Annotated in this window: 21 protein-coding genes and 2 pseudogenes; 16 read left to right on the top strand and 7 right to left on the bottom strand. The window is 69.6% G+C overall.

What is annotated here, in order from left to right:
• Nucleotides 1-4: 4 nt before the first annotated feature.
• Nucleotides 5-1045 carry a sugar-binding transcriptional regulator gene (locus tag U7230_RS06660; RefSeq protein ID WP_324717948.1) on the bottom strand — a complete coding sequence of 347 codons (1041 nt, stop codon included), beginning with the start codon at nt 1043-1045 and terminating at the stop codon, nt 5-7.
• A gap of 365 nt (nt 1046-1410) precedes the next feature.
• Here U7230_RS06660 and U7230_RS06655 point away from each other — a divergent pair.
• The 4 genes and pseudogenes from U7230_RS06655 to U7230_RS15400 all read left to right on the top strand — a co-directional run.
• Nucleotides 1411-2097 (top strand): annotated as a pseudogene (locus U7230_RS06655) (IS256 family transposase); the annotation flags it as partial.
• Nucleotides 2098-2462: 365 nt separating this feature from the next.
• Entirely contained in the window at nt 2463-3815 is a 1353-nt protein-coding gene (locus tag U7230_RS06650; RefSeq protein WP_324717947.1) for a glycosyltransferase, read from the top strand.
• A gap of 39 nt (nt 3816-3854) precedes the next feature.
• A complete protein-coding gene (locus U7230_RS06645; protein ID WP_324717946.1) occupies nt 3855-5249 on the top strand; it encodes a radical SAM/SPASM domain-containing protein in 1395 nt (464 codons plus the stop codon).
• Between the two features lie 57 nt (nt 5250-5306).
• Nucleotides 5307-5423 (top strand): annotated as a pseudogene (locus tag U7230_RS15400) (3-oxoacyl-ACP synthase); the annotation flags it as partial.
• Here U7230_RS15400 and U7230_RS06640 read toward each other — a convergent pair.
• From U7230_RS06640 to U7230_RS06630, 3 genes are read right to left on the bottom strand one after another with little or no spacing between them, the layout of a single operon-like run.
• Nucleotides 5418-5834, bottom strand: a complete 417-nt coding sequence (locus U7230_RS06640; RefSeq protein WP_324717945.1) for a hypothetical protein — start codon at nt 5832-5834, stop codon at nt 5418-5420. The pseudogene U7230_RS15400 and the gene U7230_RS06640 sit on opposite strands and share 6 nt — an antisense overlap.
• Nucleotides 5835-5849: 15 nt before the next feature.
• Nucleotides 5850-6518 (bottom strand): DsbA family protein, encoded by a 669-nt coding sequence (locus tag U7230_RS06635; protein WP_324717944.1) that lies wholly within the window; start codon nt 6516-6518, stop codon nt 5850-5852.
• On the bottom strand, nt 6515-7507 hold the full coding sequence (locus U7230_RS06630; protein ID WP_324717943.1) for a VOC family protein: 993 nt from the start codon (nt 7505-7507) through the stop codon (nt 6515-6517). The genes U7230_RS06635 and U7230_RS06630 overlap by 4 nt, the downstream gene beginning before the upstream one ends.
• A gap of 193 nt (nt 7508-7700) precedes the next feature.
• Here U7230_RS06630 and U7230_RS06625 point away from each other — a divergent pair, with 193 nt between their 5' ends.
• From U7230_RS06625 to wbaP, 6 genes are all read left to right on the top strand, one after another.
• Nucleotides 7701-8174: a flavin reductase family protein gene (locus U7230_RS06625; RefSeq protein WP_324717942.1), complete on the top strand. Its 474-nt coding sequence runs from the start codon at nt 7701-7703 to the stop codon at nt 8172-8174.
• A 178-nt stretch (nt 8175-8352) separates the two neighbouring features.
• The gene (locus tag U7230_RS06620; protein ID WP_324717941.1) at nt 8353-8811 is read left to right on the top strand and encodes a winged helix-turn-helix transcriptional regulator; all 459 of its coding nucleotides are present in this window, start codon (nt 8353-8355) and stop codon (nt 8809-8811) included.
• A gap of 192 nt (nt 8812-9003) precedes the next feature.
• On the top strand, nt 9004-9393 hold the full coding sequence (locus tag U7230_RS06615; protein WP_324717940.1) for a DoxX family protein: 390 nt from the start codon (nt 9004-9006) through the stop codon (nt 9391-9393).
• A gap of 63 nt (nt 9394-9456) precedes the next feature.
• Nucleotides 9457-10521 (top strand): LLM class flavin-dependent oxidoreductase, encoded by a 1065-nt coding sequence (locus U7230_RS06610; protein WP_324717939.1) that lies wholly within the window; start codon nt 9457-9459, stop codon nt 10519-10521.
• Between the two features lie 60 nt (nt 10522-10581).
• On the top strand, nt 10582-11766 hold the full coding sequence (locus tag U7230_RS06605) for a glycosyltransferase (RefSeq protein WP_324717938.1): 1185 nt from the start codon (nt 10582-10584) through the stop codon (nt 11764-11766).
• Between the two features lie 213 nt (nt 11767-11979).
• Complete coding sequence (gene wbaP, locus U7230_RS06600) at nt 11980-13437, top strand: undecaprenyl-phosphate galactose phosphotransferase WbaP (RefSeq protein WP_324717937.1); 1458 nt, start codon at nt 11980-11982, stop codon at nt 13435-13437.
• A gap of 12 nt (nt 13438-13449) precedes the next feature.
• Here wbaP and U7230_RS06595 read toward each other — a convergent pair whose 3' ends face one another.
• Together U7230_RS06595 and U7230_RS06590 are read right to left on the bottom strand one after the other, a co-directional pair.
• Entirely contained in the window at nt 13450-14376 is a 927-nt protein-coding gene (locus tag U7230_RS06595) for a COX15/CtaA family protein (protein ID WP_324717936.1), read from the bottom strand.
• A gap of 68 nt (nt 14377-14444) precedes the next feature.
• The gene (locus U7230_RS06590; RefSeq protein ID WP_324717935.1) at nt 14445-15665 is read right to left on the bottom strand and encodes an MFS transporter; all 1221 of its coding nucleotides are present in this window, start codon (nt 15663-15665) and stop codon (nt 14445-14447) included.
• A 225-nt stretch (nt 15666-15890) separates the two neighbouring features.
• Here U7230_RS06590 and modA point away from each other — a divergent pair, with 225 nt between their 5' ends.
• Nucleotides 15891-16673: a molybdate ABC transporter substrate-binding protein gene (gene modA / locus U7230_RS06585; protein WP_324717934.1), complete on the top strand. Its 783-nt coding sequence runs from the start codon at nt 15891-15893 to the stop codon at nt 16671-16673.
• 13 nt (nt 16674-16686) lie between these two features.
• Nucleotides 16687-17412, top strand: coding sequence for a molybdate ABC transporter permease subunit (gene modB, locus U7230_RS06580; protein ID WP_324717933.1), 726 nt, complete (start codon nt 16687-16689; stop codon nt 17410-17412).
• On the opposite strand, the gene U7230_RS06575 is transcribed toward modB, so the two are convergent.
• Nucleotides 17396-18670, bottom strand: a complete 1275-nt coding sequence (locus U7230_RS06575; RefSeq protein WP_324717932.1) for a methyl-accepting chemotaxis protein — start codon at nt 18668-18670, stop codon at nt 17396-17398. The two genes, modB and U7230_RS06575, sit on opposite strands and share 17 nt — an antisense overlap.
• Nucleotides 18671-19066: 396 nt before the next feature.
• Between U7230_RS06575 and kdpF the strand changes: the two genes are divergently transcribed.
• The 4 genes from kdpF (at nt 19067) to kdpC (ending at nt 23636) form a co-directional block, all read left to right on the top strand.
• Complete coding sequence (gene kdpF, locus U7230_RS15395; RefSeq protein ID WP_404980647.1) at nt 19067-19150, top strand: K(+)-transporting ATPase subunit F; 84 nt, start codon at nt 19067-19069, stop codon at nt 19148-19150.
• Nucleotides 19147-20883 carry a potassium-transporting ATPase subunit KdpA gene (gene kdpA, locus U7230_RS06570; RefSeq protein ID WP_324717931.1) on the top strand — a complete coding sequence of 579 codons (1737 nt, stop codon included), beginning with the start codon at nt 19147-19149 and terminating at the stop codon, nt 20881-20883. Before kdpF ends, kdpA begins: the two co-directional genes overlap by 4 nt.
• Before the next feature lie 77 nt (nt 20884-20960).
• The gene (kdpB, locus tag U7230_RS06565; protein ID WP_324717930.1) at nt 20961-23000 is read left to right on the top strand and encodes a potassium-transporting ATPase subunit KdpB; all 2040 of its coding nucleotides are present in this window, start codon (nt 20961-20963) and stop codon (nt 22998-23000) included.
• A 33-nt stretch (nt 23001-23033) separates the two neighbouring features.
• Complete coding sequence (kdpC, locus tag U7230_RS06560) at nt 23034-23636, top strand: potassium-transporting ATPase subunit KdpC (protein WP_324717929.1); 603 nt, start codon at nt 23034-23036, stop codon at nt 23634-23636.
• The last annotated feature ends 5 nt before the right edge of the window (nt 23637-23641 follow it).

The raw sequence follows: 23641 nt of genomic DNA, 5'->3' as shown, positions 1-23641 counted from the left end.
GGGCTCACCTTCCATCCACCGCAGAGGTTCCTGCCGGCCGATTTGGCGAAGTCGCAGGCAGGACACCCGGCTCTTCGAGGATGGCGCGTGCGGTGCGTTCGTCTGTCACCAGGACGTCCACGTGGCGGCCTCTAAGCGCCCCCAGGATGGAAGCCGTCTTCTCAAGCCCGCCTGCGATGCCCACCACGACCGGACCTCGCCTCAGGAGAGAGAGGTCGATCCCGATGAGGCGGCTGTAGAAGGGCAACGGGGGCACAGCCCCCTGGGCGTCGAAGAACCGGGAGAGGACGTCGCCCACGATGCCGAGCCGTTCCATCTCCATGATGTCGCTCTTGTCGAAGTACGGCGTGCGCAGCAGCGGCGAGCGCGCGATGCTGTACCCGATGCCGACGATGGCCAGGTCAAGCCGTTCCCACAGCGCCATCACGGGTTGCATGACGCGGTCGCGCAGGAGCGCCTCCCTGACCTCGGGGCGCTCCACCAGGAACGGCAAGTCCAGGGGCTGCCATTGGCCCAAGAAGGCTGCGGCAAAGTCACGGGCCAGGTCATTGGAACGAAACTCCGGTCGGGAATCGCCCAGGGCGCCGAGCAGGGGTACCGCCCAAGCCTCGGCGTGGCGCGATGGCTGAGGATTGACAGCCAGGTGGCGCACGGTCGTGGCCACTGCCTGACCCCATCCGATTCCCACCACCGAGGGGCCGGAGAGGCGCCCACGGAGCCACTCGGCAGCAGCACGTGCGAGGTCGATCGCGACGGCGTTGGCATCCATCGCGCTTGACCGCACGACCACCGCCTCCCGGAGGCCGAATCGCGTCGCCAGGGCCGTGGCGACATCGGCGGTGGTGCGGCGCGGGTCGACGACCGCGATACGAACGATGCCCTCGTCGCGTGCCCGGCGCAGGAGCTGGTTGACACGCAGTCGGGTGATGCCGAGCTCGAGTGCCACCTCGGCCTGGGTTCGTTGGCCGTAATAGTAAAGCTCCGCACAACGAACCATGAGGTGGACCTCGTCGTCGCTGCCGCGAGCCGGTCGCGTTCGCTTCACGAACGGTGCCCCCGCCCCCTACCGGACTGGTGCTGGTATAGGATGGTAAACAAATGTAAGTTACATTTGCCTCGCAACCGGTACGTTCGCCGCGGCAGCCTGCAATCCTTCTCGCGAGCGCAGGAGTTTCTCTCGGGTTACGAGGACGTGCTACCAGTTGCAGAAACCGCCCTCGCGCAGCTCGAGGGGCGGGTGGGATGGCTCAAGCGCCCAGCGCACCGAGGGCGTACAGGTAAGCGAACGCGGGGAGCCTCAGGATTCCTGCCTGGGGATCGACGATACGAGCAGATGGGCCAGCTCCAGCGCCTGCAGGTGGTTGTCCGCGGTGCCCGCCGTGGCGCCCAGGTCCCTGGCCAGCGTCTGGCATCGGGGTACGGGAGACGGGCGAGCGGGAGGTGCTGGGCTACGCCATTGGCTAGACGGAGAGCTACGAGTTCTGGAGCGAGTTCCTGCGCCATCTGGTGCACCGTGGGCTGAAAGGGGTGCAGTTGGTCATCTCGGATGCCCACGAAGGCCTCAAGCGGGCCATCCAAGAGATCCTGGCCGGGGCCAGCTGGCAGCGGTGCCGGGTGCACTTGATGCGCAACATCCTGGCCCAAGCGCCCAAGCAGGCCCAGGCCATGGTGCGGGCTCTGGTGCGCACTATCTTCGTACAGCCGGACGGCGCGCTGGCCCGGGAGCAGCTGGAGACAGTGGTCGACAACATCGGCCGACGGTTTCCCAAGGCGGCCGAGTGGCTGCTCGAGGCCGCGGACGACGTGCTGGCCTACATGGCCTTTCCCCCGGAGCACTGGCGGCAGATTCACTCGACCAACCCGCTGGAGCGACTCAACCGGGAGATCGGGCGGCGCACCGACGTGGTCGGCATCTTGCCGAACGCCGAGGCAGCGCTGCGCCTGATCGGGGCGGTCCTCCAGGAGCAGCACGAGGAGTGGATGGCCGCTCGGCTTTACTTCAGCCAGGGGTCGATGGCCAAGCCCTACGCCGCGCGACGAGAAAACACGGGGAGTGAGAGCGAGAGAACGCCGCCACTACCGGAAATCGCGGCATAACAGGTGGCATTGGGGTGGGAACCCGATTTACGCCACTTGCGGGGACGCTATCCTCGAACGACCGACAGACTCCAGACGGGTCTCCAACCCCGACCCCCGCTATAGCTACCAGGGCCGCTGCAGCGTGAGCTTCTTTCCCAGTCGGCGACTGTCCTTGGAGGAACTGAGTACGTTCGAGCGCGCACGAAGCGGTATTTACATCGAACGGCCGTTGCGCATGATCCAACATCGCTCCGGCCAGCACAGTCTCCTGCTTGGCGAGGAGCGAGGCCCGAACCGGAGGGCTACTCCGCCGCTTGTCGGCTCCTGAGGCGCTAGGTCGCAAGGTGACCTACCGTAGTAAGCGTGGAGGTTCTTGCCGCCTCTTGGTCGGACGACCGACTTGGACTATAATGGGGACGCTCGGGGCGCGCAAGGAATGGGATCTGGAAAGGACGGCCAGCTTGCGTATCGCCTTCTTCGCCGAATCGTTCCGGGAGAACATGGGGGGCCTCACCCGGGCCGTCATCCAGTTCCATGACGGCCTCGCAGGTCGGGGTCACCGGGTACGCGTCTTCACGTTGGCCCAACGAGGCGGCGCCCTGCACCCGGGTGACCATGTGTTCGTGCCCGCCTTGCCGCTGCCCGGCGTCGGGTCGCTGGCGCCCGACACCTGGCTCGCCTACGGCTACCCCTTCGTTCTCCGGGAGCTCGAGGCCTGGGCCCCAGACGTCGTGCACCTGCATACACCGTTCCCGGTGAGCTGGCTCGGCATGCGGGCGGCACGCAGGCTCTCTTTTCCGGTGGTCGCGACCTACCACGCCAACGTAGTGGGATCCGCCCAGGCCTATGCCCGCCGGATGTTTCGGCTCGGGGGCGATCGCCTGCTTGGTTTCATTGGAAAGGCCGAGGTCGCTTTCTACAGCTCGGCCCATGTCGTGACGGCACCCAGCGAGGCGGCGGCTTCGCAGCTCCTCGAACGGGGGCTGCGGGCACCGGTCGTCGTGCTCTCCAATGGCGTCGACGTCGCCAGATTCAGGCCCCCCTGGAAGGCGGAGCCCGGATCCGGAGTGACCCCGGTCCGGCGCGACCGGCCGCCCACCGCGCTCTACGTCGGCCGCCTCAGCGTGGAAAAGGGCATGGCCGACCTGGCCCTGGCCATCCGCCGCCTCCTCGAGAGGCACCCTTCCGCCCGCTTCCGGGTGGTCGGCGACGGGCCGTGGCGCGGCCGGCTGCTACGTGAGCTCGAGCCGTGGGCGCGCTCGGGCCAGCTCGAGATCGCCGGATACGTGGCCTGGGAAAGGCTACCTCAGCTCTACCGGGATGCCGACGTGTTCGTCTTCCCCTCGGCCGTCGAGACCCAGGGGCTGGCGGTGCTCGAGGCGATGGCCAGCGGGCTCCCGGTCGTCGGCGTGAAGGGGGGCGCGGTGCCGGAACTGGTCGAGGACGGGAAGACCGGCTTCCTGGTGTCGCCCGGTGACGGGCGGGCGCTGGCGGACACGGCTCTCCGGCTGCTCCAGGACGATGGCCTGCGACTGGCCATGGCCCATCAGGCGCGGGAGATGGCGGTACGCCACCGAACGGAGGCGGCCATCGCTTTGCTCCAACGGGTCTACGAATCGGTGATCGAAGCTCGGGTGTCAGCCCAGAGGAGGAGGTCTTCCTGCACGGTGCGCGTGACGGGCAGCCGTGCCGGGGGATGGGAGCCGCGTTCTGGGCTTCATCGTACGGTCGTCTGACTGACACCACAAACTGGCCTGGAAAGGGGATGGGCTCCGATGGCAGGTACCGTCAACGGGTCGTCGTGGTGGAGTGAGGTGCAACTTGCCGTCGCCCGGCGGGCGGCAGAGGCGGCCGTCGACGCCGCCGTGGCCTACCTGATGCCCGATCCTGCGGCGAGATTGGACCGGCTCCTGGACGCCGTCGGGCACTTTGTGCGGGATCCGGGGGATCGGGAGAAGTACCTGGCCTTTCGCCGGCGGGTGACCGGTGATCCGGCCATCCGGGCAAGGGCCCGGCAGTTGCTGAGCAACCGGACCATGGTGAAACGGCTGGCGGTCAACTGGGGAATCCAGCAGCTGCTGCTGGCACCCTCGGAGAGGCGGCACGCAGAGCAGCGCCATGGAGTGCACGTTCCGACGTTTTTGCTCATCGACCCCACGTCTGCCTGCAACCTGCGCTGCAAAGGCTGCTGGGCCGCGGGGTACGACAGAGGCCCGAGTCTTTCCCGGGAGCGCTTCGACAGCCTTCTGCGAGAGGCCAAGGAGCTCGGAATCTACTGGTTCGTGCTGTCGGGAGGCGAGCCTTTCGCTTACAAGCCACTGCTCGACGTGGTGGCTCGCCACACCGACGCGACCTTCATGGCGTATACCAACGGTACCCTGATCACCGACCAGGTGGCCGACCGGCTGGCCGAGCTGGGCAACTTCTCGCCGGCCATCAGCCTGGAGGGGTGGAAAGAGGAGACCGACGAGCGACGGGGCGCCGGCGTGTTCGACAAGGTCATGGCCGCGATGGATCGGCTGCGGGAGCGGGGCGTCATCTTCGGCGCGTCGGTCACGGTGACGAGCCGCAACGCCGAGACGCTCTTCTCCGATGCCTTCATCGACTTTCTCATCGACAAGGGCGTCGCGTACTTGTGGAGCTTCCACTACGTGCCCGTCGGCCCGGAGGCCGATCTCGACCTCATGGTCAAACCGCACCAGCGGGCCTGGCTCGTCCGGCGGGTCAACGAGCTTCGTGCCACGCGGCCCATCTTCATCGCGGACTTCTGGAACGATGGGCACTTCACGCAAGGGTGCATCGCCGGGGCCCGCCTGTACTTGCACATCACGCCGAACGGCGACGCGGAACCCTGCGCGTTTGCGCACTTCGCGACGCACAACATCAACGAGGTCTCGCTCGTCGATGCCCTCAAGAGTCCCCTCTTCGCGGCGTACCAGCGGCGCATCCCGTTTTCCTCCAACCACTACGCGCCGTGCCCCATCATCGACAACCCGGCCGCGCTGCGGGAGATGGTGGCCGAGTCCGGCGCCCGGCCCACGCACCCAGGGGCGGAGGCCGTTCTCGCAGCCGACCGGGCCCGGTTTCTCGACGATCTTTCGGCCCGGTGGCACGAGGTGGCCGACGCCCTCGAACGAGAGACCCATGTGACCGCATCGGAGCGTTCCTGATCGGCACGAAAGGGGGCGCCTGGGATCGTAGCTCCCAGGCGCCTTTCCCGGGCCCTCGCGCGGTTCATCCGGACGGGAGCCTACCGTCGGGTACTGGTGGTGGGCGGTCAGGATGGGAGCACGGCCATCCTGTTCGGCGATGCAGCCGGGGCGGTCGTGCTGCGCGCTTCAGCCGCAATTCCGTGTCTGCCAGTCGCAGACCAGCCCGGCGTCCTCGGCCATGATCAGCCCGAGAGACTCTCCGGACGAAACGGGCGCCTCCGGTCGCAGAGGGGCCTGTGCCCACAGCGAGGGCAGGTGTGCGATGCGGGCCCAGCCCTCACCTTGCTTCACCGGCTCCGCCACCATATTCGTGAAGTATCGGTCCAGCACCGCCTCGCGCTCCATGGCCAGCGGCGGCGAGCAGTAGTCCTCTTCCTCCCAGACCGCCTCGCCGGTTTGCGGATCGCGTCGGGCCCCCTCGAGGGATGCGGTCAGCGCCTCGCCGAAGGGCCGCAACTTTACGAAGGCTCCCGAATCCAGCCTGGCGCGAAGCTCTGCGAGGCGCTGCGGGTCGGGTCGGGCTCGCACCACGTAAAAGGCCATGGTCTCCCCTCCTGTTTACATCGGTGCCGATCTGCGGGATGCCCGCTGCTGCAGTACGCCTTCCAGCCAGGCCTCGAGGCGCTCGTAGCTTTGAGCTCCCGTCAGTCCGTACGTGTGGTCCACGACCAGCGTGGGCACGCCGGTGATGCCGTAAAGCCGTGCCCGGCCTAGGTCCCGCGCCACCTCGTCCCGGGTACCCGGTGCGTGAAAATCCTGCTCCCAGCGGGCCACGTCCAGTCCTACGTCCTGTGCGCACTGGCGCAGCACCTCGAAGTCGGTGATGTCGAGGCATTCGGTGAGGTGCGCGCGCTGCACCCGGTCGAACATGGCCCCATGCGCCTCCTGCCCGCCCTGCAGCTCGGCGGCCTTGCAGGCCACGAGCCCTGGCATCGAGTAGGGGTAGTCGAAGGGGCGGGAGGCCATCAGGTCGGCGTTGATGCGATGCTCGTCGTCGTTGCGGTTGGCAGCCCGCCAGTGGGACAGGATCTCCTGCTTGCCCGCCTCCTTGGAACCGAACATGGCCGGGATGCTCTCGGGCGTGGGTGCCAGGGCGAAGGCCCGGTGAACGACCCGTACCTGGGGGTATTGCTCGGCCAGCCGGCGCACCCGAGGCGCCAGCGCGTAGCACCACGCACACAGCACGTCATGGAAGAACTCCAACTCTACCCTCTCGGTGCCCGTCATCTGCCTTCGCTCCCTTCGCCGAAGTGGCCTTCGCCGCCCAGCACGGCGACGGCCACGCCGTCCTCGTCGTGGGTGACGAATCCGCCGGTCGACGGCCCCGCCGGCGCCACCGACGCGAGGGCCTCCGGCCCCAGGTCCGCCAGCGAGCCATGCGGCACTCCCGCCTGCTCGAGGCGCCGAGCCAGGGCCGCCACGTCCTGCACGGACGGTACCACGAAGGCGAAGTGGAGAAGCTGCACGGAGTCCGGGGGCGGAGGCGGTGCCTCGCGGCCGGCCCAGATGTTGGCCCCCACGTGGTGGTGGTAGCCGCCGGCAGAGAAGAACAGGGCGCTGCCACCGTAGCGCAGCACCAGGTCAAGGCCCAGGACGTCCCGATAAAACCGCTCGGCCCGCTCCAGGCGCGAGACATGCAGATGGATGTGCCCCAGCCGGGTGCCGGGCGGCATCCCGTCGCCATGGGGGCCCGGGAAGGTGCGTGGGGCAAGACCGTCGTCTGCCGCCGGCCGGCGCTCCTCGGGCGGAAGCTCGGCGACGAGGCCGTCCCAGTCGAGCGGTTGGGTGCCCATCAGGATGCGGTCACCCTGCCGGGGCCACTGCTCACGGGGCCGGTCTGCGTACAGCTCGATGCCGTGGCCGTCGGGATCCGACAGGTAGACCGCCTCGCTCACCCAGTGGTCGGCGGCTCCGTCGATGGCATACCCGTCGTGGGCCAGCCGCATCACGGCGCGGGCAAGTGCTTGCCGGGACGGGAGCCGCAGGGCCAGGTGGTACAGCCCCCGGCAGCGGGGTGGCTTGGGCCGCGCATGCGGCTGGTGCGAGAGAAGGACGATGGGCACCTCCGCGCCGTCACCTGCCCGCACCCCCATGGCCGCAAAGCCCGGTGCGACGCGCAGTACCTGAAGGCCCAGGACACCTTCGTAGAACGCCCGCGAGCGGTCCAGGTCCGCCACGCTCAGGTGTACCCAGCCCAGGCGGGTATGGGGATGCATCGCCATCCTCCTCCACGCGCACCGGTCGACTGGTGCGCCGGCTAGCTCTGAGTTAGCATATAACATATGATAAGCAATCGCTACATGGGTCCTGCGAGCCTCGCAAACCGGGTGCTCGACGGTTCGGGTGGCAAACCGCCCCGGCACGCGGGTACACCGTCCAGGACTCGTGGCGAGCCGAGGGGGACCGGACTTGGACTCCAGCTCGTTTCGGCAAGCGGCGGGGCGTTTCGCCACCGGGGTCACGGTGGTCACGACAGGATCGGTCGATCGGCCGCACGGCATGACGGCCAATTCGTTCACCTCGGTCTCCCTGGAGCCGCCTCTGGTACTCGTCTGCGTCGGCACGCAGAGGGAGACCCATGATCGCATCGCCCGCGAGGGGCAGTTCGGCGTGAGCGTCCTGAGCGCACGGCAGCAGGCCGTCTCGGAGTTTTTCGCCGGCCGGCTCGACCGCTTGCCCGACGGGGCGGTGCAGCTGCGGGCGGGCAAGACCGGGGTGCCGCTCATCGAGGGGGCGCTGGCCCACTTCGAGTGCTCGGTCTTGGCAGCCTATCCCGGCGGCGATCACACCATCTTCGTGGCCCGCGTCGAGGAGGCGCAGACCCACGGGGACGGTGCGCCGCTGGTCTTCTTCGGCGGCCGATACCGGGAGCTCCTGGCATGAAGCGCCGAAAGGCTCGGCAACCGTCGAGGATGAGGCGCCCGCGTCCGTGGTCGCTCCTCGGTAGCGGGCTCCCGGCCCCGCCGGAGGCTCTCGGGGGACGGAGCGACAAGCAACCAGGGTGTGCGGTGGTGGCCATGGTGCTAAGTTTGTGTTAGTATGTTTTCAAGGAGAAGTGAGCGTGGCACCGGTCAGAAGTCGGTCTTCGCCATCTACCTTTCGGGTGTGCTCCCTGTACCACCAGGCCGTCGAGCTCATCGGCCGGCGCTGGAACGGGGCCATCATAGAGGCGCTGATGGCAGGCGCCCGGCGGTTTTGTGAGATCCGGGCAGCCGTGCCGGGTCTCAAGGACCCGCAGCTGGCCCGGCGGCTTCGGGAGCTGGAGCAGCAGGGCATCGTCGAGCGACGGGTCGTGCCCAGCCGGCCCGTGCTGGTCGAGTATGCCCTGACGCCCAAGGGCGAGGACCTGCGCTCCGTAGTGGCCGAAGTGCATCGGTGGGCGCAGCGCTGGCTCGAGGCTGCCTCTGTGACCGCACCTGCGACGACCCCCGGGACCGGCCCGCCGGGCGCGCGAGTGGCGCGCCGGTCGAGCGAACCGCGAGGCCGGGTTCGGCGGGAGCGGCGAGGCGCTGCGCGATGAGGGGCCAGTGGCCCCGGCCCAGATAGGCCGGGGCTGCCGTCGATGCAGCAACGGCCTCCATGGGGAGGTGATGAACGGGGGAAAGCCAGCCTGGACGGTGGGATGGTTCTCAGTGGATACCCGGCAAAGCGAGTCGGGTGATTGCATGGAACCCTATGGAGCAGGTCGGGTCCCAACGAGGAGGGTGCATCGGTGGACATCGTGTTCCTCATCGGCCGGATCATCTACGGTGGCTTTTTCATCCTGAACGCGTTCAACCACTTCCGCAACGTCTCGTCCATGGCCGGCTACGCGCGATCCAAAGGAGTGGCGGCACCCGAGGCCGCCGTGATCGGTACAGGGCTCATGCTGCTTGCCGGCGGGCTGAGTGTGCTCTTGGGTTACTTGCCCACGGTGGGCCTCGGCCTCATCGTGATCTTCCTGGTGGTGGTGGCCTTCTGGATGCACAGCTACTGGGCTGTGCCGGACCCCATGGCCCGCATGGGCGAGCAGACCAACTTCTTCAAGAATCTGGCGCTCGCGGGTGCGGCGCTGATGATGACCCTTCTACCGCAGCCCTGGCCGCTGAGCCTGGGGGGCTGACCACGGGGTCGGCCCCCCCCCGGCCCGTCTGATGCCCGGCCATGGAAGAGGGAAGGACATCCGGTGGAGATCGGCATCTATACCTTCGGAGAGCGAACCGAAGACCCGGAGACCGGTCGGCTGATCAGCCCCCGTGAGCGATTGCGCCGGCTGATGGAGGAGATCGAACTCGCCGATCAAGTGGGCCTGGACGTGTTCGGCGTGGGCGAGCACCATCGTCCGGACTTCACCGTCTCCGCGCCGGCCGTCGTGCTCGCCGCCGCGGCTGGGCGCACCCGGCGCATCCGGCTCACCAGCGCGGTGAGCGTTCTCAGCTCCGATGATCCCGTGCGCGTCTTCCAAGCCTTCGCGACCCTCGACCTTTTGTCGGGGGGCCGGGCGGAGGTCATGGTCGGCCGCGGGTCGTTCATCGAATCTTTCCCGTTGTTCGGCTACGATCTCGAGGATTACGACGAGCTCTTCGACGAAAAGCTCGACCTGTTGCTGAAAGTACGCGCCTCCGAGCGTATCACCTGGTCGGGCAGGCACCGGCCGCCCCTGCACGACGCCGGCGTCTATCCCCGGCCGCTTCAAGACCCCCTCCCCGTTTGGGTGGCGGTCGGGGGTACGCCGCGCTCGGCAGTGCGGGCCGGCCGGTTGGGGCTGCCGATGGCCCTCGCCATCATCGGCGGCATGCCGGAGCGCTTCGCCCCGCTCGTCGAAGGGTACCGCCGGGCGGCGCGGCAGGCCGGACACCCCGTGCCGCGTCTTAGTATCAACTCCCACGGTTTCATCGCGGAGAAGTCGCAGGAGGCGGCGGACATCGCGTTCCCGGCGTTCAAGAGGATGATGGACCGGATCGGGCAAGAGCGGGGCTGGCCTCCCCTGACGCGGGAGCAATTTGAGTTTTCCCGGTCCCTGCGGGGAGCGGACTTCGTGGGAAGTCCCCAGCAGGTGATCGAGAAGATCCTCTTCCAGCACGAGATGTTCGGACACAACCGCTTCCTCATGCAGCTCACCGTCGGCACTCTCCCGCACAAGAAGGTCCTGCGCGCCATCGAACTCCTGGGCAGCGAGGTGGCGCCGGTCGTTCGCCGCGAGACGGCCGGGGCCGCCCGCGAGGCGAGTCCGTCACTTCGGCGGGGATGAGGCTCAACGTCGCCCCGTAGAAGTGGGGCAGCCCCGAAGAGCTATCCCGGGAGGGGACGCATGCCGGGCGGCGTCGAGGGCATCGGGCGAGTCGCTCTCGTCCACGATTGGCTCGTCACCCGCGGCGGAGCGGAGCGGGTCCTGGAGGCGCTGGTGGAGCTCCTGGGCTATCCGCCCATCTATACGCTCTTGCACCGGCCGGAGGCGTTCGTGGGATCGCCCATCGCCTGCTGCCGGATCCACACCTCGTGGCTACAGCGCTTGCCCGGGGCGACGCGCCACCATCCGTGGTTGCTTCCTTTGATGCCGTCGGCCGTGGAACAGTGGGATCTCTCGGCGTACGACGTGGTCGTCTCCAGCAGCCATGCGGTGGCCAAGGGCGTCCTCACGAGGAGCGGTCAGGTGCATGTGAGCTACGTGCACACGCCGGTGCGCTACGCGTGGGACCTGTACCCTCAGTACATGGCCAGCCCCTCGTTGACGAAGGGGCCGGGAGCATCCGTCCGCCGGCTGGTGGCGGCCGGGGTCCTGCACTACTTGCGGCTGTGGGATCTGGCGAGCGCGGCACGGCCGGACGTGCTGGTCGCCAACTCGCACCACGTGGCCCGCCGCATCTGGAAAACGTACCGCCGGAAGGCCCGGGTGATCTACCCGCCGGTCGACGTCTCCCGGTTCCAGGCGCCGCAGGGCACTGCGGGCCGCCGCGGCTCAAACGACCGGGCGTACTACGTCACTCACGGGCGCCTGGTCGACTACAAAAGGGTGGATCTCATCGTCCGGGCGTTGACGGAGATCGGCCGGCCCCTGCTGGTGATCGGCGACGGCCCGGAGCGGCGGCGGCTCGAGGCGATGGCCGGCCCTCAGGTGCACTTCGCCGGTTGGCTGGACGATGCCGCCGTGGTCGAGCGTCTACGGGGCGCCAGGGCCTACGTGTTCGCCGCCGAGGAGGATTTCGGCATGGCCCCGGTGGAGGCGCAGGCGGCGGGGCTCCCGGTCATCGCGTTCGGGCGGGGGGGAGCCTCGGAGACTGTGATAGACGGGCAGACGGGTGTGCTGTTCTTCGAGCAGTCGGTACCGGCGCTCGTCGACGCCGTCCGGCGGTTCGAGGCGGGCGAGGCGGCGTTCGAAGCGAGCCGGATTGCCGGGCACGCGAGGCAGTTTGCCGGGGAACGGTTCGAGCGGGAGTTTGCCGCGCTCCTGCGAGCGGCCGTGTCGGGGGCGAACAGGCGCCGCAGGCCCGTGTGACGCTCCTCGAGGTCTCTCGTCGCAAGCCGGAGTACCCATCGCGCGCCTTTTCCGGAGGAACCTACCATCCAGCCCGGCCTCCACGACCTCCAAAAGGCGTGCCACGGCGTCGAACAGGTTGTACCGGGCGCGAGGCGATGCTTTCGACCTGGGAGCAAGGCGGGAGGGAGGCGGCGACAGGCCCGCGGGGCCTGAACAGAGAGGGGTTCGCGATTGAAGCCCGCCGCTCAAGCAGCCCGCACGGCCCTCCGGGTGGCCGGAGGGGTGCGGGCCGAGGTCTTGCGTCTGCTTCCCGTACCGCTCCTGATCCTCATCGACGCTCTCGTGGTCGCCGCGAGCGTGGCCGCGGCGGTCGGGATCCGGGCCACCATGGAAGGGTACCTCGACCGCGCCGACTATCTGCAGCTGGCGCCGGCGCTGGGGTTGTTGGTGGCGGTCTATGCGGCGGTGGGGCTCTACCCGGGCTACGGGCTGGGGCCGGTCGAAGAGCTCCGGCGCTACGCGGGGGGCACCACGCTCGTCTACCTGACTCTGGCGGCGGCCACGTTCCTGTTTCGAGGCGGGGCCGCCTACTCCCGCCTGGTGCTGCTCATCTCGTGGGGGCTCTGCGTGGTGGCCCTGCCGGTGATGCGGGCCTGCGTGCGCAGCATGCTGGCCTCCATGCCGTGGTGGGGGGAGCGGGTGGTCATCCTGGGGGCCGGGGAGACCGGCCGGTTGCTGGTCCGGGGGCTCGTGAGCCGGCCGGATCTGGGGCTCAAACCCGTCGCCATCCTCGACGACGACCCCGGGAGGGCAGACGCCCGCCACGACGGGGTAGCCGCGGTAGGGGGGCTGGAGCTCGCCCCGAGCTTCGCCAGCTACGGCCGGGCCCGCCACGCCGTGGTCTGCATGCCCGGGGTGACCCGCCAGCGGCTGACCGAGATCCTGGAGAAGGACCTCCAGGGGTTTCCCCGGGTCAGCATCGTGCCGGACCTGTTCGGGGTCCCGAGCCTGGGCATGGCGGCGCGAGACCTGCAGGGTATCCTGGCGCTCGAGATCCGGCGCAACCTGCTCCAGCCCATACCGCGCTACGTCAAACGGCTGATCGACGTGGGCCTCGCCCTGGTGGGGCTGGCGGTGACGGCTCCGCTGCTTGCGCTCGTCGCCCTGGCGATCGTGCTGGACTCCCGCGGGCCCGTCCTGTTTGCCCAGCCGCGAGTCGGGCGCGGCGGGCGAGTGTTTCGGGCGTGGAAGTTTCGGACCATGGTGGTCGGGGCCGAGGCCATGCTCGAGGCGTACCTGGCGAGCCATCCCCGGGCCCGGGCGCACTGGGCGCGCCATCGCAAGCTGCCGGACGACCCCCGGGTGACCCGGGTGGGGAAGTGGCTGCGGCGGACGAGCCTGGACGAGCTCCCGCAGCTGTGGAACGTGCTGCGGGGCGAGATGAGCCTGGTCGGGCCGCGGCCCCTCCTGCCCGACGAAGTGCCGGAGTACGGGGAGGGGCTGCAGCTATACGTGCAGGTGAGGCCCGGGCTGACGGGGCTGTGGCAGGTGTCGGGCCGGGCCGACGCGACCTTCGAGGATCGGGCCCGGATGGACGCGTACTACGTCCGCAACTGGTCCGTCTGGCTCGACGTCTACCTGCTGGGTGTCACCGTCCCTGCCGTGGTGCGAGGCGAAGGAGCCTACTGAGAACTGGCCCGCTCAGTGCTGGGAGGGGGCCGCGGGCCCCACCTGCGGGGCCTCCTGGCGCCGGGGAGCGGGCAGTGGCGTGATCTGCAACCCCAGGTAGAGCAAGCTGGCCGCGAACCCGATCAACAAGGCAGAGTGCAGCACATTGGCGGCGATGGAACTGCGCGTGGCGATGACCAGCGCGCCGCTGAGCGCCTGGGCCACCAGCAACCCCAGCGCCGTCACGCTCCCCGCGAACAGGTCGGGCCGCTCGTGGCGCAAGCGCCGGGCCAGGTGCCCGGCGTAGGCCACGACGAGGAGCAACAGACCGGCGAGCAGGCGGTGCACGAGCCCCAAGAAGGCGGGCGTGCCGGGCGGCGGGATCGGGGTCTCTCCGCACAGGGGCCATCCAAGGCAGGCCAGGCCGGTATGAGTGTGGCGCAGGTACGCGCCTGCGTACACGACCAGCATCGTCAGCGCCAGCGCTCCCCATACGGCCCGGTGGAACGCCGGCGACACCGGGCCCCGCAGGCAAGCGTGGCGGCCCTCGAGCTGGTCCAGGCGAACGCCGAGCAGGAAGACGGCCCCGAAGGCGGCCAGCGAGACCCCGAAGTGCGTGGCCAGCACCGCCGGCGTCGAACCCCACATGACCGCAGCCGCCCCCAACCATGACTGGAGCAGCAGCAGGAAGACGGAGGCCCCCGCCATCCACCGCACGTCGCGGTCCTCCCGGTGGGCTCTCCAGGCCAGGATGGACAGGCTGGCCACCATGAGGCCCAGTACGCCGGTCACGAGCCGGTGATTGACCTCGATCCAGGTGGCAAGCGACGACCAGTCACCGTCGCAAAAAGGCCAGGCGTTACCGCACCCGGCGGCGGATCCCGTCGTCGTCACCAGGACCCCGGACACCAGGAGCAGCAACATCCCGAGCGACGTGGCGGCGGCGTAGCGCTTCAGCATGAAGGGCGCCCCCCTCGAGCCGGAGAAGAGCTTCGATAAGGCGTCTCATTCCCCTTGTCCGGGCTCCGTCACCGGGCGAAGCGGAGCGGCCGGGCTGCCGTGGCCGCCAGGCTGACCGCGGCCAGCAGCAAAGAGACCGCGAGAAAGACCGCCGGGGCGCCCCAGCGGTCACCCACCAGACCTGCCAGGAGCATGCCCACGGGCTGTGCGGCCACCGTGGCCGCCATGAACGCCGCGAAAGCCTGACCCTGCCGCTCCGGCGGCACTTGTTGCTGTACCAGGGTGACCACGGGGACGTTGACCAGAGGGCCGGCCGCCCCCCATACGGCAAAGGCAAGTCCGGCCCCTAGCGGCGTGCGGCTCCATCCCGCGAGCAACATGCTCGAGGCCATGGTCCACAGGCCGCCGATCCCGGTCGGCCCTTTGGCCCACCGCCCGCCGACGGCGCTCATGAGGAGAGACCCGGCCAGCATCCCCATGCCCATGGTGCCCTGCACCAGCCCGAGCCCCACCGGTCCCTGGTGCGTCACGGTCGCCACGTAAAGCGGGAGCACGACCGGGACGGGCGCCATCGCGAAGTTGACGACCACGGCCAGGGCAAAGACGATCCGGAGCAGCGGGTGGGCCCCGATCATCCGCAGGCCAGCCTTCAGGTCGTCGATGACCCCTGGCCAGCGTCCCGGCGCGGTCAGGCCCGGCTCCGAACGCCAGCGCATGCTCCCCACGGCGAGGGCCGACACGCCGTAGGATGCGGCGTGGAACCACAGCGCCGAAGCGATCCCCCACCGGGCGACCACCAGCCCCGCCGCGGTGGGGCCGACCAGCTGGGCAATCTGGCGGGTGAGCATGCTGACGGCGTTGGCCTGGGAGAGTTCGCCGGGGTCGACGAGGTGGATCAGGCTCGACTGGCGCGCCGGCTCGAAAAAAGCGGTGGCCGTTCCGACGGCGAGAGCGAAGACGGGCACCGCGGCGATGCTCAACCGCCCCGAGGCGTACAGCGCTGCCAGCAGCGCGATGAGGCCGAACCGGATCGCGTCGCACCACACCATGAGCCCCCGCTTGTCGACCCGGTCGACCACGAGCCCGGCCACGGGGGCGGCCACCACCAGAGGGGCCGCGAACGCCACCATGACCGCGCCGACCATCAACGCGGAGTGGGTCTCCTCTTGAACCAGCCATGCCAGGGCCAATGCGGAGGCGGCGTCACCCAGGTTGCTCACGAGCTGGCCGCTCCACAGCAGCCGGAAGTCCCGGTGACGCAGTACCCCGAGGAGGTGAAGCTCACGCATGCCGGCGTCGCCTGCACACGGGCGTTGACCTTCGACACGCTGTCCGACCGTCCTGCGCAAGAGAGGACGGGGTGGCTCGGGAGAGAGGACGGGGTGGGTCGGGAGAGAGGACGGGGCGGCTCGGGAAGGAATCTCCCGCGGCACGACAAATATACGTGCGTCCAGCAGGTGTCGCTTGCGTCCCGGCAGGGGAACGAGGACTATCGCAGACGGGGGGCTCAAGCCATGCAGATGCGCAGGATGATCGGGGTGCTCGCCCTGGCCGTGGTGGTGGTCTGGGGCGGCCCTGCGGCGGGAGCCAGGCGCACCGATCTCCTCGTGTCGGCCGCGGCGAGCCTCACGGATTTGCTCCGGGAGGCGAAGACGAGCTTCGAGGCCCGCCATCCGGACGTCAACGTCCAGCTCAACATGGGTTCGTCCGGCAGCCTCCAGCGGCAGATCGAACAGGGGGCCCCCGTGGACGTGTTCATCAGCGTGAGCCAGGCCGTGACCGACTCGCTCGTGAAGCAAGGTTTCATCGACGGCAAGAGTGTGCGGGTCATGGCGCGCAACGTGGTGGTGCTGGTGCGGCCGGCGGGCGGAGGGCCCGGCGGGACGCTGCGGGGATGGCAAGACCTGCGGGCCCCGCAGGTCCGGCGGATCGCCCTGGGTAACCCGGCCCACGTGCCGGCGGGGCAGTACGGCGAGGAGGTGCTGGAGTCCCTGGGCCTGTGGGAGGCGGTGCAGCCCAAGCTCGTATTGGGGGAGGACGTCCGGCAAACGCTCGCTTACGTGCAAGCAGGCGAGGTGGACGCGGGCATCGTCTACGCCACCGACGCAGCCATCGCCGGGGGGAAGGTGCAGGTCGTAGCGACGGCCCCCGAGGGCAGTCACCGCCCGGTGGTCTACCCCGTGGCCGTGCTGCGGGATGCCCCTCATCCGCAAGAGGCGCGGGCGTTCGTCGAGTGGCTGCTGAGCGACGAGGTCCGGGCGATGTTGGAGAAGTACGGTTTCCTCCCGGGTTCGTGAGCGGCGCGCCCATATGAGCAGCATCGCGATCTCCCTCTGGGTGGCCTCGATGGCCACCGGAGCCAACCTGGTGGCCGGAGTGTTGCTGGCCTGGCTGCTGGCTTACGGACGCTTCCGGGGCCGCCAGCTCCTGGACGTGGTGGTCAACTTGCCGATCGTGCTGCCCCCGACCGTGGTGGGCTACGGCCTCCTGCTCCTGGTCGGGCGCAGCGGGCCGGTTGGCGGGCTCATGCGCGCGCTGGGGTGGGGCTCGCTCATCTTCACCCCCTACGCCGCCATGATGGCCTCGGCCATCGTATCGCTGCCGCTGCTGGTGCAAGCCGCCCGCATCGCCCTGGAGGACGTCCCTGCGGAGGTGGTGGAGGCGGCCCAGGTGGACGGAGCCGGGCGGCTCGCCATCCTGCGCCACATGCTGCTGCCCCTTGCCTGGCCCGGCGTGGCCGTCGGCGTGCTGTTGGCCTTTGCCAGGGCCATGGGAGAGTTCGGCGCAACGCTGATGGTCGCCGGTAACATTCCGGGGCGTACGCAGACCATGCCGGTGGCCATTTACGCGGCCGTGCAGGCGGGCCACATGAACGAGGCCGGGCAGCTGTCGGCGATGCTGGTGGCGCTGGTCGGCGTGGTGATGTGGGCGGGCATGCGGTGGGGCCGCCGGGTACCCGGGTGGTCCCCTGCCCGGCGAACGGCCGGCGCCCCCGCGCGCGGCGCCGTGGCGGAGCCGGTCAGGACTCCGTCTTGAACCGGGCCGCCAGGGCCCGCAGCCCCTCCGCGGATCGGGCCACGGCGTCGGACTGCGCCGAGGTCTCCTGGGCGGTGGAGGCCTGCTGCTGGACGGCGCTCGACACCTGCTGCACCCCGGCGGCCAGCTCCTGCGAGTGGGCGGTCATGGCGGCCGCCGCCTTTTGAATCGCGTCGCCGTTCGTGGCCAGGGCCTCCGCCCTGTCGGCCGTGCGGCGCGTGAACGCGGCGATGCGCTCCACGGCCTCGTGGATGCGGCGGTGAGCCGCCGCCAGCTCCTGCATCTGCTCCGCCTGCCGGGAGGCCGCCTCGTCGGCCTCTCCGGCCGCCTTGCCGGCGGCGTCGACCGCCTCGCGGATGGCGGAAAACCACCGGGACGCCTGGGCGACCGCCTCCGACGAGCGCCCGGCCAGCCGGCGTACCTCCTGAGCCACCACCGCGAAGCCCCGGCCCTGCTCTCCGGCCCGGGCGGCCTCGATGGCGGCGTTGAGGGCCAGCAAGTTGGTCTGCTGGGCCACCTCGTCGACGAGCCGGAGGACCTGCTCCACCTGGGTTACCGCCTCGAGGAGCCGGCCGGCCAGCTCCCGGCTTTGCCGGGCGGCCCGGAGCGCGGCGTCGGCCAGCGCCGCTGCCTGGGTGGCCAGGCGATCCGACTCGCCCGACGCTTCCCCGGCGATGGCTGCCTGGCCCGCCGCCTCGGCGGTCTCCTCTGCGAGCCGGCGCGCCTGGGCCATGAGCCGGGCCACGGACTCGGACACCTCCTGGGTCTGGCGAGCCTGCGCCTCAGCCGTGGACGCCAGTTGCGCGACCGCGGTCGCGATCTGTTGCGACCACTCCGCGGTCTTGTGGGTCACCCCCGCCAGCCGTTGGCCCACCTCGGTCAGGACCCTGGCCTGCTCCACGATCTGCGCGAGGACGGTGTGGAAGCCCTTGATCACCCGGTTGACCTGGTGGACGAGCTCGCCTCGCTCGTCAGGGGCGCGGAAGGGGATCCGGTAGGTCAGGTCGAGCCGGTCGCTCATCGCCGTGAGGCCCGTGATGGCATGGACGATGGGCGCGTGGAAAAGAGGATGCACGAAGGCGGTCCCCACCGCCGCGGCCACGGCTGCCGCTACGACGGCGCCGAGCCCGAGCACCCACCCGTACGGCCCGGCGGGCAAAGGCAGGCCCATCGCCCCGGCCGCCGCTGCCGCCAGGAGCGCCACCCCCAGGGCGGCGAGAAGAAGGCGCAGCCAGACGAGGACGGCCAACGAGCGCACGGCGCCTGCACCCCCTCGAGAGGTTCGTGCCCAGGGTTGCCGGTACGCTTTACCCATTCGGGCCGAAGCTGCCGGTTCTCCTGCCGCCCGGCCGTGTGGTGCCGGGCCGAGGGGGACTCCATCTCCGTGGCGGTCGTCTTGACACATCCTTGATGGACGGCGCCGTGGCTTTGCCGATCGGTTGACGGGCAGCGGCTGCAAGATGGAAGGGAGCCCGTTCCCGGTCATGGGCGTGTGGGCCGCCGGGGCGGGCATGCTGGAGAAGGGAAGGGACGGTCCAACGAAGGGCCATGGGGGATCTCCTGAGCATCGCGCTGGTCGCCCTGTTCTTCGTCGCGACGTGGGGCATGGTCGAGGTGCTGGACCGGGTGCGCTGAGGAAAGGGCGGATGGAACGGTGCAGGTCGTCGGGCTGATCGTGGCCGTCGGGATGTTCGTCTACCTGGTCGTGGCGCTCTTGAAGCCGGAGGTGTTCGAATGAGCCCCTCGGGGTGGTTGCAGATCCTCCTCTACTTGCTGGTGTTGATCGCCTTCACGAAACCCCTCGGCATCTACATGGCGAGGGTGTACGAGGGGGAGCGCACCCTGCTCTCGCCCGTGCTGGGGCCGTTGGAGCGGTGGCTGTACCGGTTGGCGGGGACCTTGCCCGAGCGCGAGATGACGTGGAAGCAATACGCCGGGGCGCTGCTGCTCTTCAACCTCTTCGGGATCCTGCTGCTGTACGGGCTAGAGCGAGTGCAGCAGTGGCTCCCGCTCAACCCGGAGCACGTGGGCGCCGTTGGCCCGCCCGACCTGGCGCTCAACACGGCGGTCTCGTTTGGCACCAACACCAACTGGCAAGCCTACGGCGGCGAGACGACGCTGAGCTATTTCACCCAGATGGCGGGTCTCACGGTGCAGAACTTCGTCTCCGCCGGCACCGGCATGGCAGCGCTCGTCGCCCTCATCCGGGGCTTTCGTCGCAAGTCGTCCGAGCGCATCGGCAACTTCTGGGTCGATCTGGTGCGCAGCAACCTTTACATCCTCTTGCCGCTGGCCGTCATCGGGGCGCTGCTGCTCGTCTGGCAGGGCGTGCCGCAGACGCTGGCGCCCTACCAGAAGGCGAGTCTGGTGGAACCGGTGCGGGACAGTGAAGGGCATCTCGTCCGGGAACAGGCCATCGCGGTGGGGCCGGTCGCGTCCCAGGTCATCATCAAGCAGCTCGGCACCAACGGCGGCGGCTTTTTCAACGCCAACTCCGCACACCCGCTGGAGAACCCGACGCCGCTCAGCAACTTCGTCGAGATGCTGTCGCTCCTGCTCATCCCGGCGGCGCTCACGTACACGTTCGGGAAGATGGTCGGCGACACCCGGCAGGGGTGGGCCATCTTCGCTGCCATGACGGTCATCTTCGTCGCGATGCTGGGGGTGGTCTACTGGCAGGAGTCGGCCGGCAACCCCGCGCTTGCTAGGCTGGGCGTCGATCAGGCGACAGCCGGTGGCAACATGGAGGGCAAAGAGGTCCGCTTCGGCGTTGCCGGATCGGCGCTATGGGCGACAGCAACCACGGCCGCCTCCAACGGTTCGGTCAACTCCATGCACGACTCGTACGTGCCGTTGGGCGGGTTCGTACCCATGTTCCTCATGATGCTCGGCGAGGTGGTCTTCGGCGGCGTCGGGTCGGGGCTGTACGGGATGCTCGCCTTCGTCATCGCCGCGGTCTTCGTCGCCGGGCTCATGGTCGGCCGCACCCCGGAGTACCTGGGCAAGAAGATCGAGATCTTCGAGATGAAGATGGCGGCCCTCATCATCCTGGTGGTACCGCTGGCGGTGTTGGTCCCCACCGCCATCGCGCTGATGACGCCGTCCGGGCGGGCTGCGGTCTTCAATCCGGGACCGCACGGGTTCAGCGAGGTGCTGTACGCGTTCGCCTCCATGGGCAACAACAACGGGAGCGCGTTCGGGGGGCTCGGGGTCAACACGCCCGTGTACAACGTGCTCGGGTCGCTCGCCATGCTGATGGCGCGGTATTGGGCCGTGGTGCCGGCCCTGGCTTTGGCCGGTTCGCTTGCCCGCAAGAAGATCGTGCCGCCGGGCCCGGGGACCTTGCCGACGGCGTCGCCCCTGTTCGTGGCGTGGCTCGTGGCGGTCGTCATCGTGGTGGGCGGGCTCAACTTCTTCCCGGCGCTGGCCCTGGGACCCATCGTGGAGCACTTGATCATGGCCGGGTCCTGACGCCCGGCGCCCGGTGCGGAGGGGAGGAGTCGCGGACGATGGCGGTGGTGGCGATGGGTCCGCGGGGACGCGTTGCCGTGGATCAGCGCAGTATCCTGCGGCGGGCGGTAGCTGACGCTTTCCGCAAGCTCGACCCGCGCGTGCAGATCAAGAACCCGGTCATGTTCACGGTGGAGATCGGCAGCGTGCTGACGACCGTCCTGTTTGGGCAGGCGCTTGCCGGGCGCGGGGAGGCGCCGGCGGCGTTCATCGGGGCCGTGGCGTTTTGGCTTTGGTTCACGGTTGTGTTCGCGAACTTCGCCGAGGCCGTGGCGGAGGGACGGGGCAAGGCGCAGGCCGACGCGCTGCGGCGTACTCGGCACAAGACGTACGCTCTGCGCCTGGCGGCACCCGACCCGGCGGCGCACACGGAGCGGGTGCCGGCCAGCGCGCTCCGTAAGGGCGACCTGGTCCTGGTGCCGGCCGGTGAGCTCATCCCCGCGGACGGAGAGGTCGTCCAGGGGATCGCCTCCGTCGACGAGAGCGTCATCACCGGCGAGAGCGCCCCGGTCATCCGTGAAGCCGGCGGTGATCGCAGCGCCGTGACAGGCGGCACGAAGGTGCTCTCCGACTGGCTCATCGTGCGCGTCACGGCCAACCCCGGAGAGACGTTTCTCGACCGCATGATCGCGCTGGTGGAGGGAGCGAAGCGCCGGCGGACGCCCAACGAGATCGCGCTCAGCACCCTGCTGGCCGGCTTCACGATCATCTTCTTGCTCGTGGTGGCGACGCTGCTGCCGTTTTCGCTGTACAGCGTCCAGGCGGCAGGGCGAGGGAGCCCCGTGACGCTGACGGTGCTGGTGGCCCTCTTCGTCTGCCTGATCCCGACCACCATCGGAGGGCTCTTGAGCGCCATCGGGATCGCCGGCATGGACCGGCTCATCCGGCGCAACGTGATCGCCACTTCCGGCAGGGCCGTCGAGGCGGCCGGCGACGTCGACGTGCTGCTGCTCGACAAGACCGGCACCATTACGCTGGGTAACCGCCAGGCGGCGGAGATCATCCCCGTCAACGGGGTGGCCCCGCAGGAGGCGGCCAGGCTGGCCCAGCTCTCGTCGCTGGGCGACGAGACGCCCGAGGGGCGCAGCATCGTGGTGCTGGCCAAGCGCCTGCACAACCTCCGGGAGGCGCTCCCGGCCGGCGCGAAGGTGGTGCCTTTCACGGCACAGACCCGCATGAGCGGGGTCGACCTGGACGGCGTCGCCGTGCGCAAGGGCGCCCCCGACGCCCTGGAGCGGTGGGTGGTAGAACGCGGGGGCGAGATGCCGGCGGAGGCGAAGGCGGCCGTCGACCGCATCGCGCGGGCGGGCGGGACTCCGCTCGTGGTCGCGAAGGACAGCACGGTGGTGGCCGTCGTGCACCTGAAAGACATCGTGAAGGGCGGCATCCGGGAGCGCTTCACGCACCTGCGGCGCATGGGCATCCGAACCATCATGATCACGGGCGACAACCCGGTGACCGCAGCCGCCATCGCCGCCGAGGCCGGGGTCGACGACTTCCTGGCCGAGGCGACCCCGGAGGCGAAGCTGGAGCTCATCCGCAAGGAGCAGGCGGCCGGGCACATGGTGGCCATGACGGGCGACGGTACCAACGACGCCCCGGCGCTCGCGCAGGCGGACGTGGCGGTGGCCATGAACACCGGCACCCAGGCGGCCCGAGAGGCGGCCAACATGGTCGACCTCGACTCCAACCCGACCAAGCTCCTCGACATCGTCGAGATCGGCAAGCAGATGCTGATGACCCGCGGGGCGCTCACGACGTTCAGCATCGCCAACGACGTGGCCAAGTACTTCGCCATCGTGCCGGCCGCCTTCGCCACGGTGTACCCAGAGCTCGGAGCGCTCAACGTCATGCACCTGGCGACGCCCGAGAGCGCGGTGCTCTCGGCCGTCATCTTCAACGCCCTCGTCATCCTGGCGCTCGTACCCCTGGCACTGCGAGGCGTGCAGTACCGGGCGGTGGGGGCGGCCAGGCTCTTGCGCGACTACCTGCTGGTGTACGGGCTGGGCGGGCTCGTGGCGCCCTTCGTCGGGATCAAGCTGATCGATCTCGTGCTCGTGGCGCTGGGGCTGGTCTGACAGGGCTGCAGGCGGGCCGAGAGAGATGGGAGCGTGCGTGCGGTGGTGAAGGAGCAGGTCCGGAGCGCGGCGGTGCTGCTGGTGGCGTTGACGGTGCTGCTCGGAGTGGTGTATCCGCTCGCCATGACCGGGATCGCCCAGGTCGTGTTCCCGTGGCAGGCGAACGGCAGCCTGATCCGCCACAACGGCAAAGTCGTGGGCTCCGCCTTGATCGGGCAGGCGTTTTCCGACCCGAAGTACTTCTGGAGCCGGCCGTCGGCCACGAGCCCGTTGCCATACAACGCCGGCGCCTCGTCCGGCTCCAACCTCGGGCCGCTCAACCCGAGGCTGCGGGCGGCCGTCGAGGAGCGGCTGCGGGCGCTCGAGGAGGCGGACCCATCGGCGGCCGGCCCTGTGCCGGCCGACCTGGTGACGGCGTCGGGATCGGGGCTCGACCCGCACATCAGCCCGGCGGCGGCCGCCTACCAGGTGCCCAGGGTGGCCAGGGCCAGAGGTTTGAGCCAGCAGCGGGTAAGGGAACTCGTGGCCCGCTACACGGAGGGGCGGCAGTGGGGCATCCTGGGTGAGCCGAGGGTCAACGTGCTGAAGCTCAACCTCGCCCTCGACGAGCTTGCGGCACGGGCCGGCCGGCGGTAGGCTCG

Origin of the sequence: Limnochorda sp. L945t, from assembly GCF_035593305.1 — a bacterium.
Classification (GTDB): domain Bacteria; phylum Bacillota; class Limnochordia; order Limnochordales; family Geochordaceae; genus Carboxydichorda; species Carboxydichorda subterranea.
Note: the sequence above shows the minus strand (reverse complement) of the source record. Positions and strands in the feature narration are given on the sequence as shown.

What these genes read in the sequence shown, in the direction of transcription:
- U7230_RS06645 (WP_324717946.1), top strand. Translation starts at nt 3,855, where the DNA reads ATGGCAGGTACCGTCAACGGGTCGTCGTGGTGGAGTGAGGTGCAACTT.
- modB (WP_324717933.1), top strand. Translation starts at nt 16,687, where the DNA reads ATGAGCAGCATCGCGATCTCCCTCTGGGTGGCCTCGATGGCCACCGGA.
- U7230_RS06595 (WP_324717936.1), bottom strand. Translation starts at nt 14,376, where the DNA reads ATGCTGAAGCGCTACGCCGCCGCCACGTCGCTCGGGATGTTGCTGCTC.
- kdpA (WP_324717931.1), top strand. Translation starts at nt 19,147, where the DNA reads ATGAGCCCCTCGGGGTGGTTGCAGATCCTCCTCTACTTGCTGGTGTTG.
- U7230_RS06640 (WP_324717945.1), bottom strand. Translation starts at nt 5,834, where the DNA reads ATGGCCTTTTACGTGGTGCGAGCCCGACCCGACCCGCAGCGCCTCGCA.
- U7230_RS06605 (WP_324717938.1), top strand. Translation starts at nt 10,582, where the DNA reads ATGCCGGGCGGCGTCGAGGGCATCGGGCGAGTCGCTCTCGTCCACGAT.
- U7230_RS06635 (WP_324717944.1), bottom strand. Translation starts at nt 6,518, where the DNA reads ATGACGGGCACCGAGAGGGTAGAGTTGGAGTTCTTCCATGACGTGCTG.
- modA (WP_324717934.1), top strand. Translation starts at nt 15,891, where the DNA reads ATGCAGATGCGCAGGATGATCGGGGTGCTCGCCCTGGCCGTGGTGGTG.
- U7230_RS06590 (WP_324717935.1), bottom strand. Translation starts at nt 15,665, where the DNA reads ATGCGTGAGCTTCACCTCCTCGGGGTACTGCGTCACCGGGACTTCCGG.
- U7230_RS06630 (WP_324717943.1), bottom strand. Translation starts at nt 7,507, where the DNA reads ATGCATCCCCATACCCGCCTGGGCTGGGTACACCTGAGCGTGGCGGAC.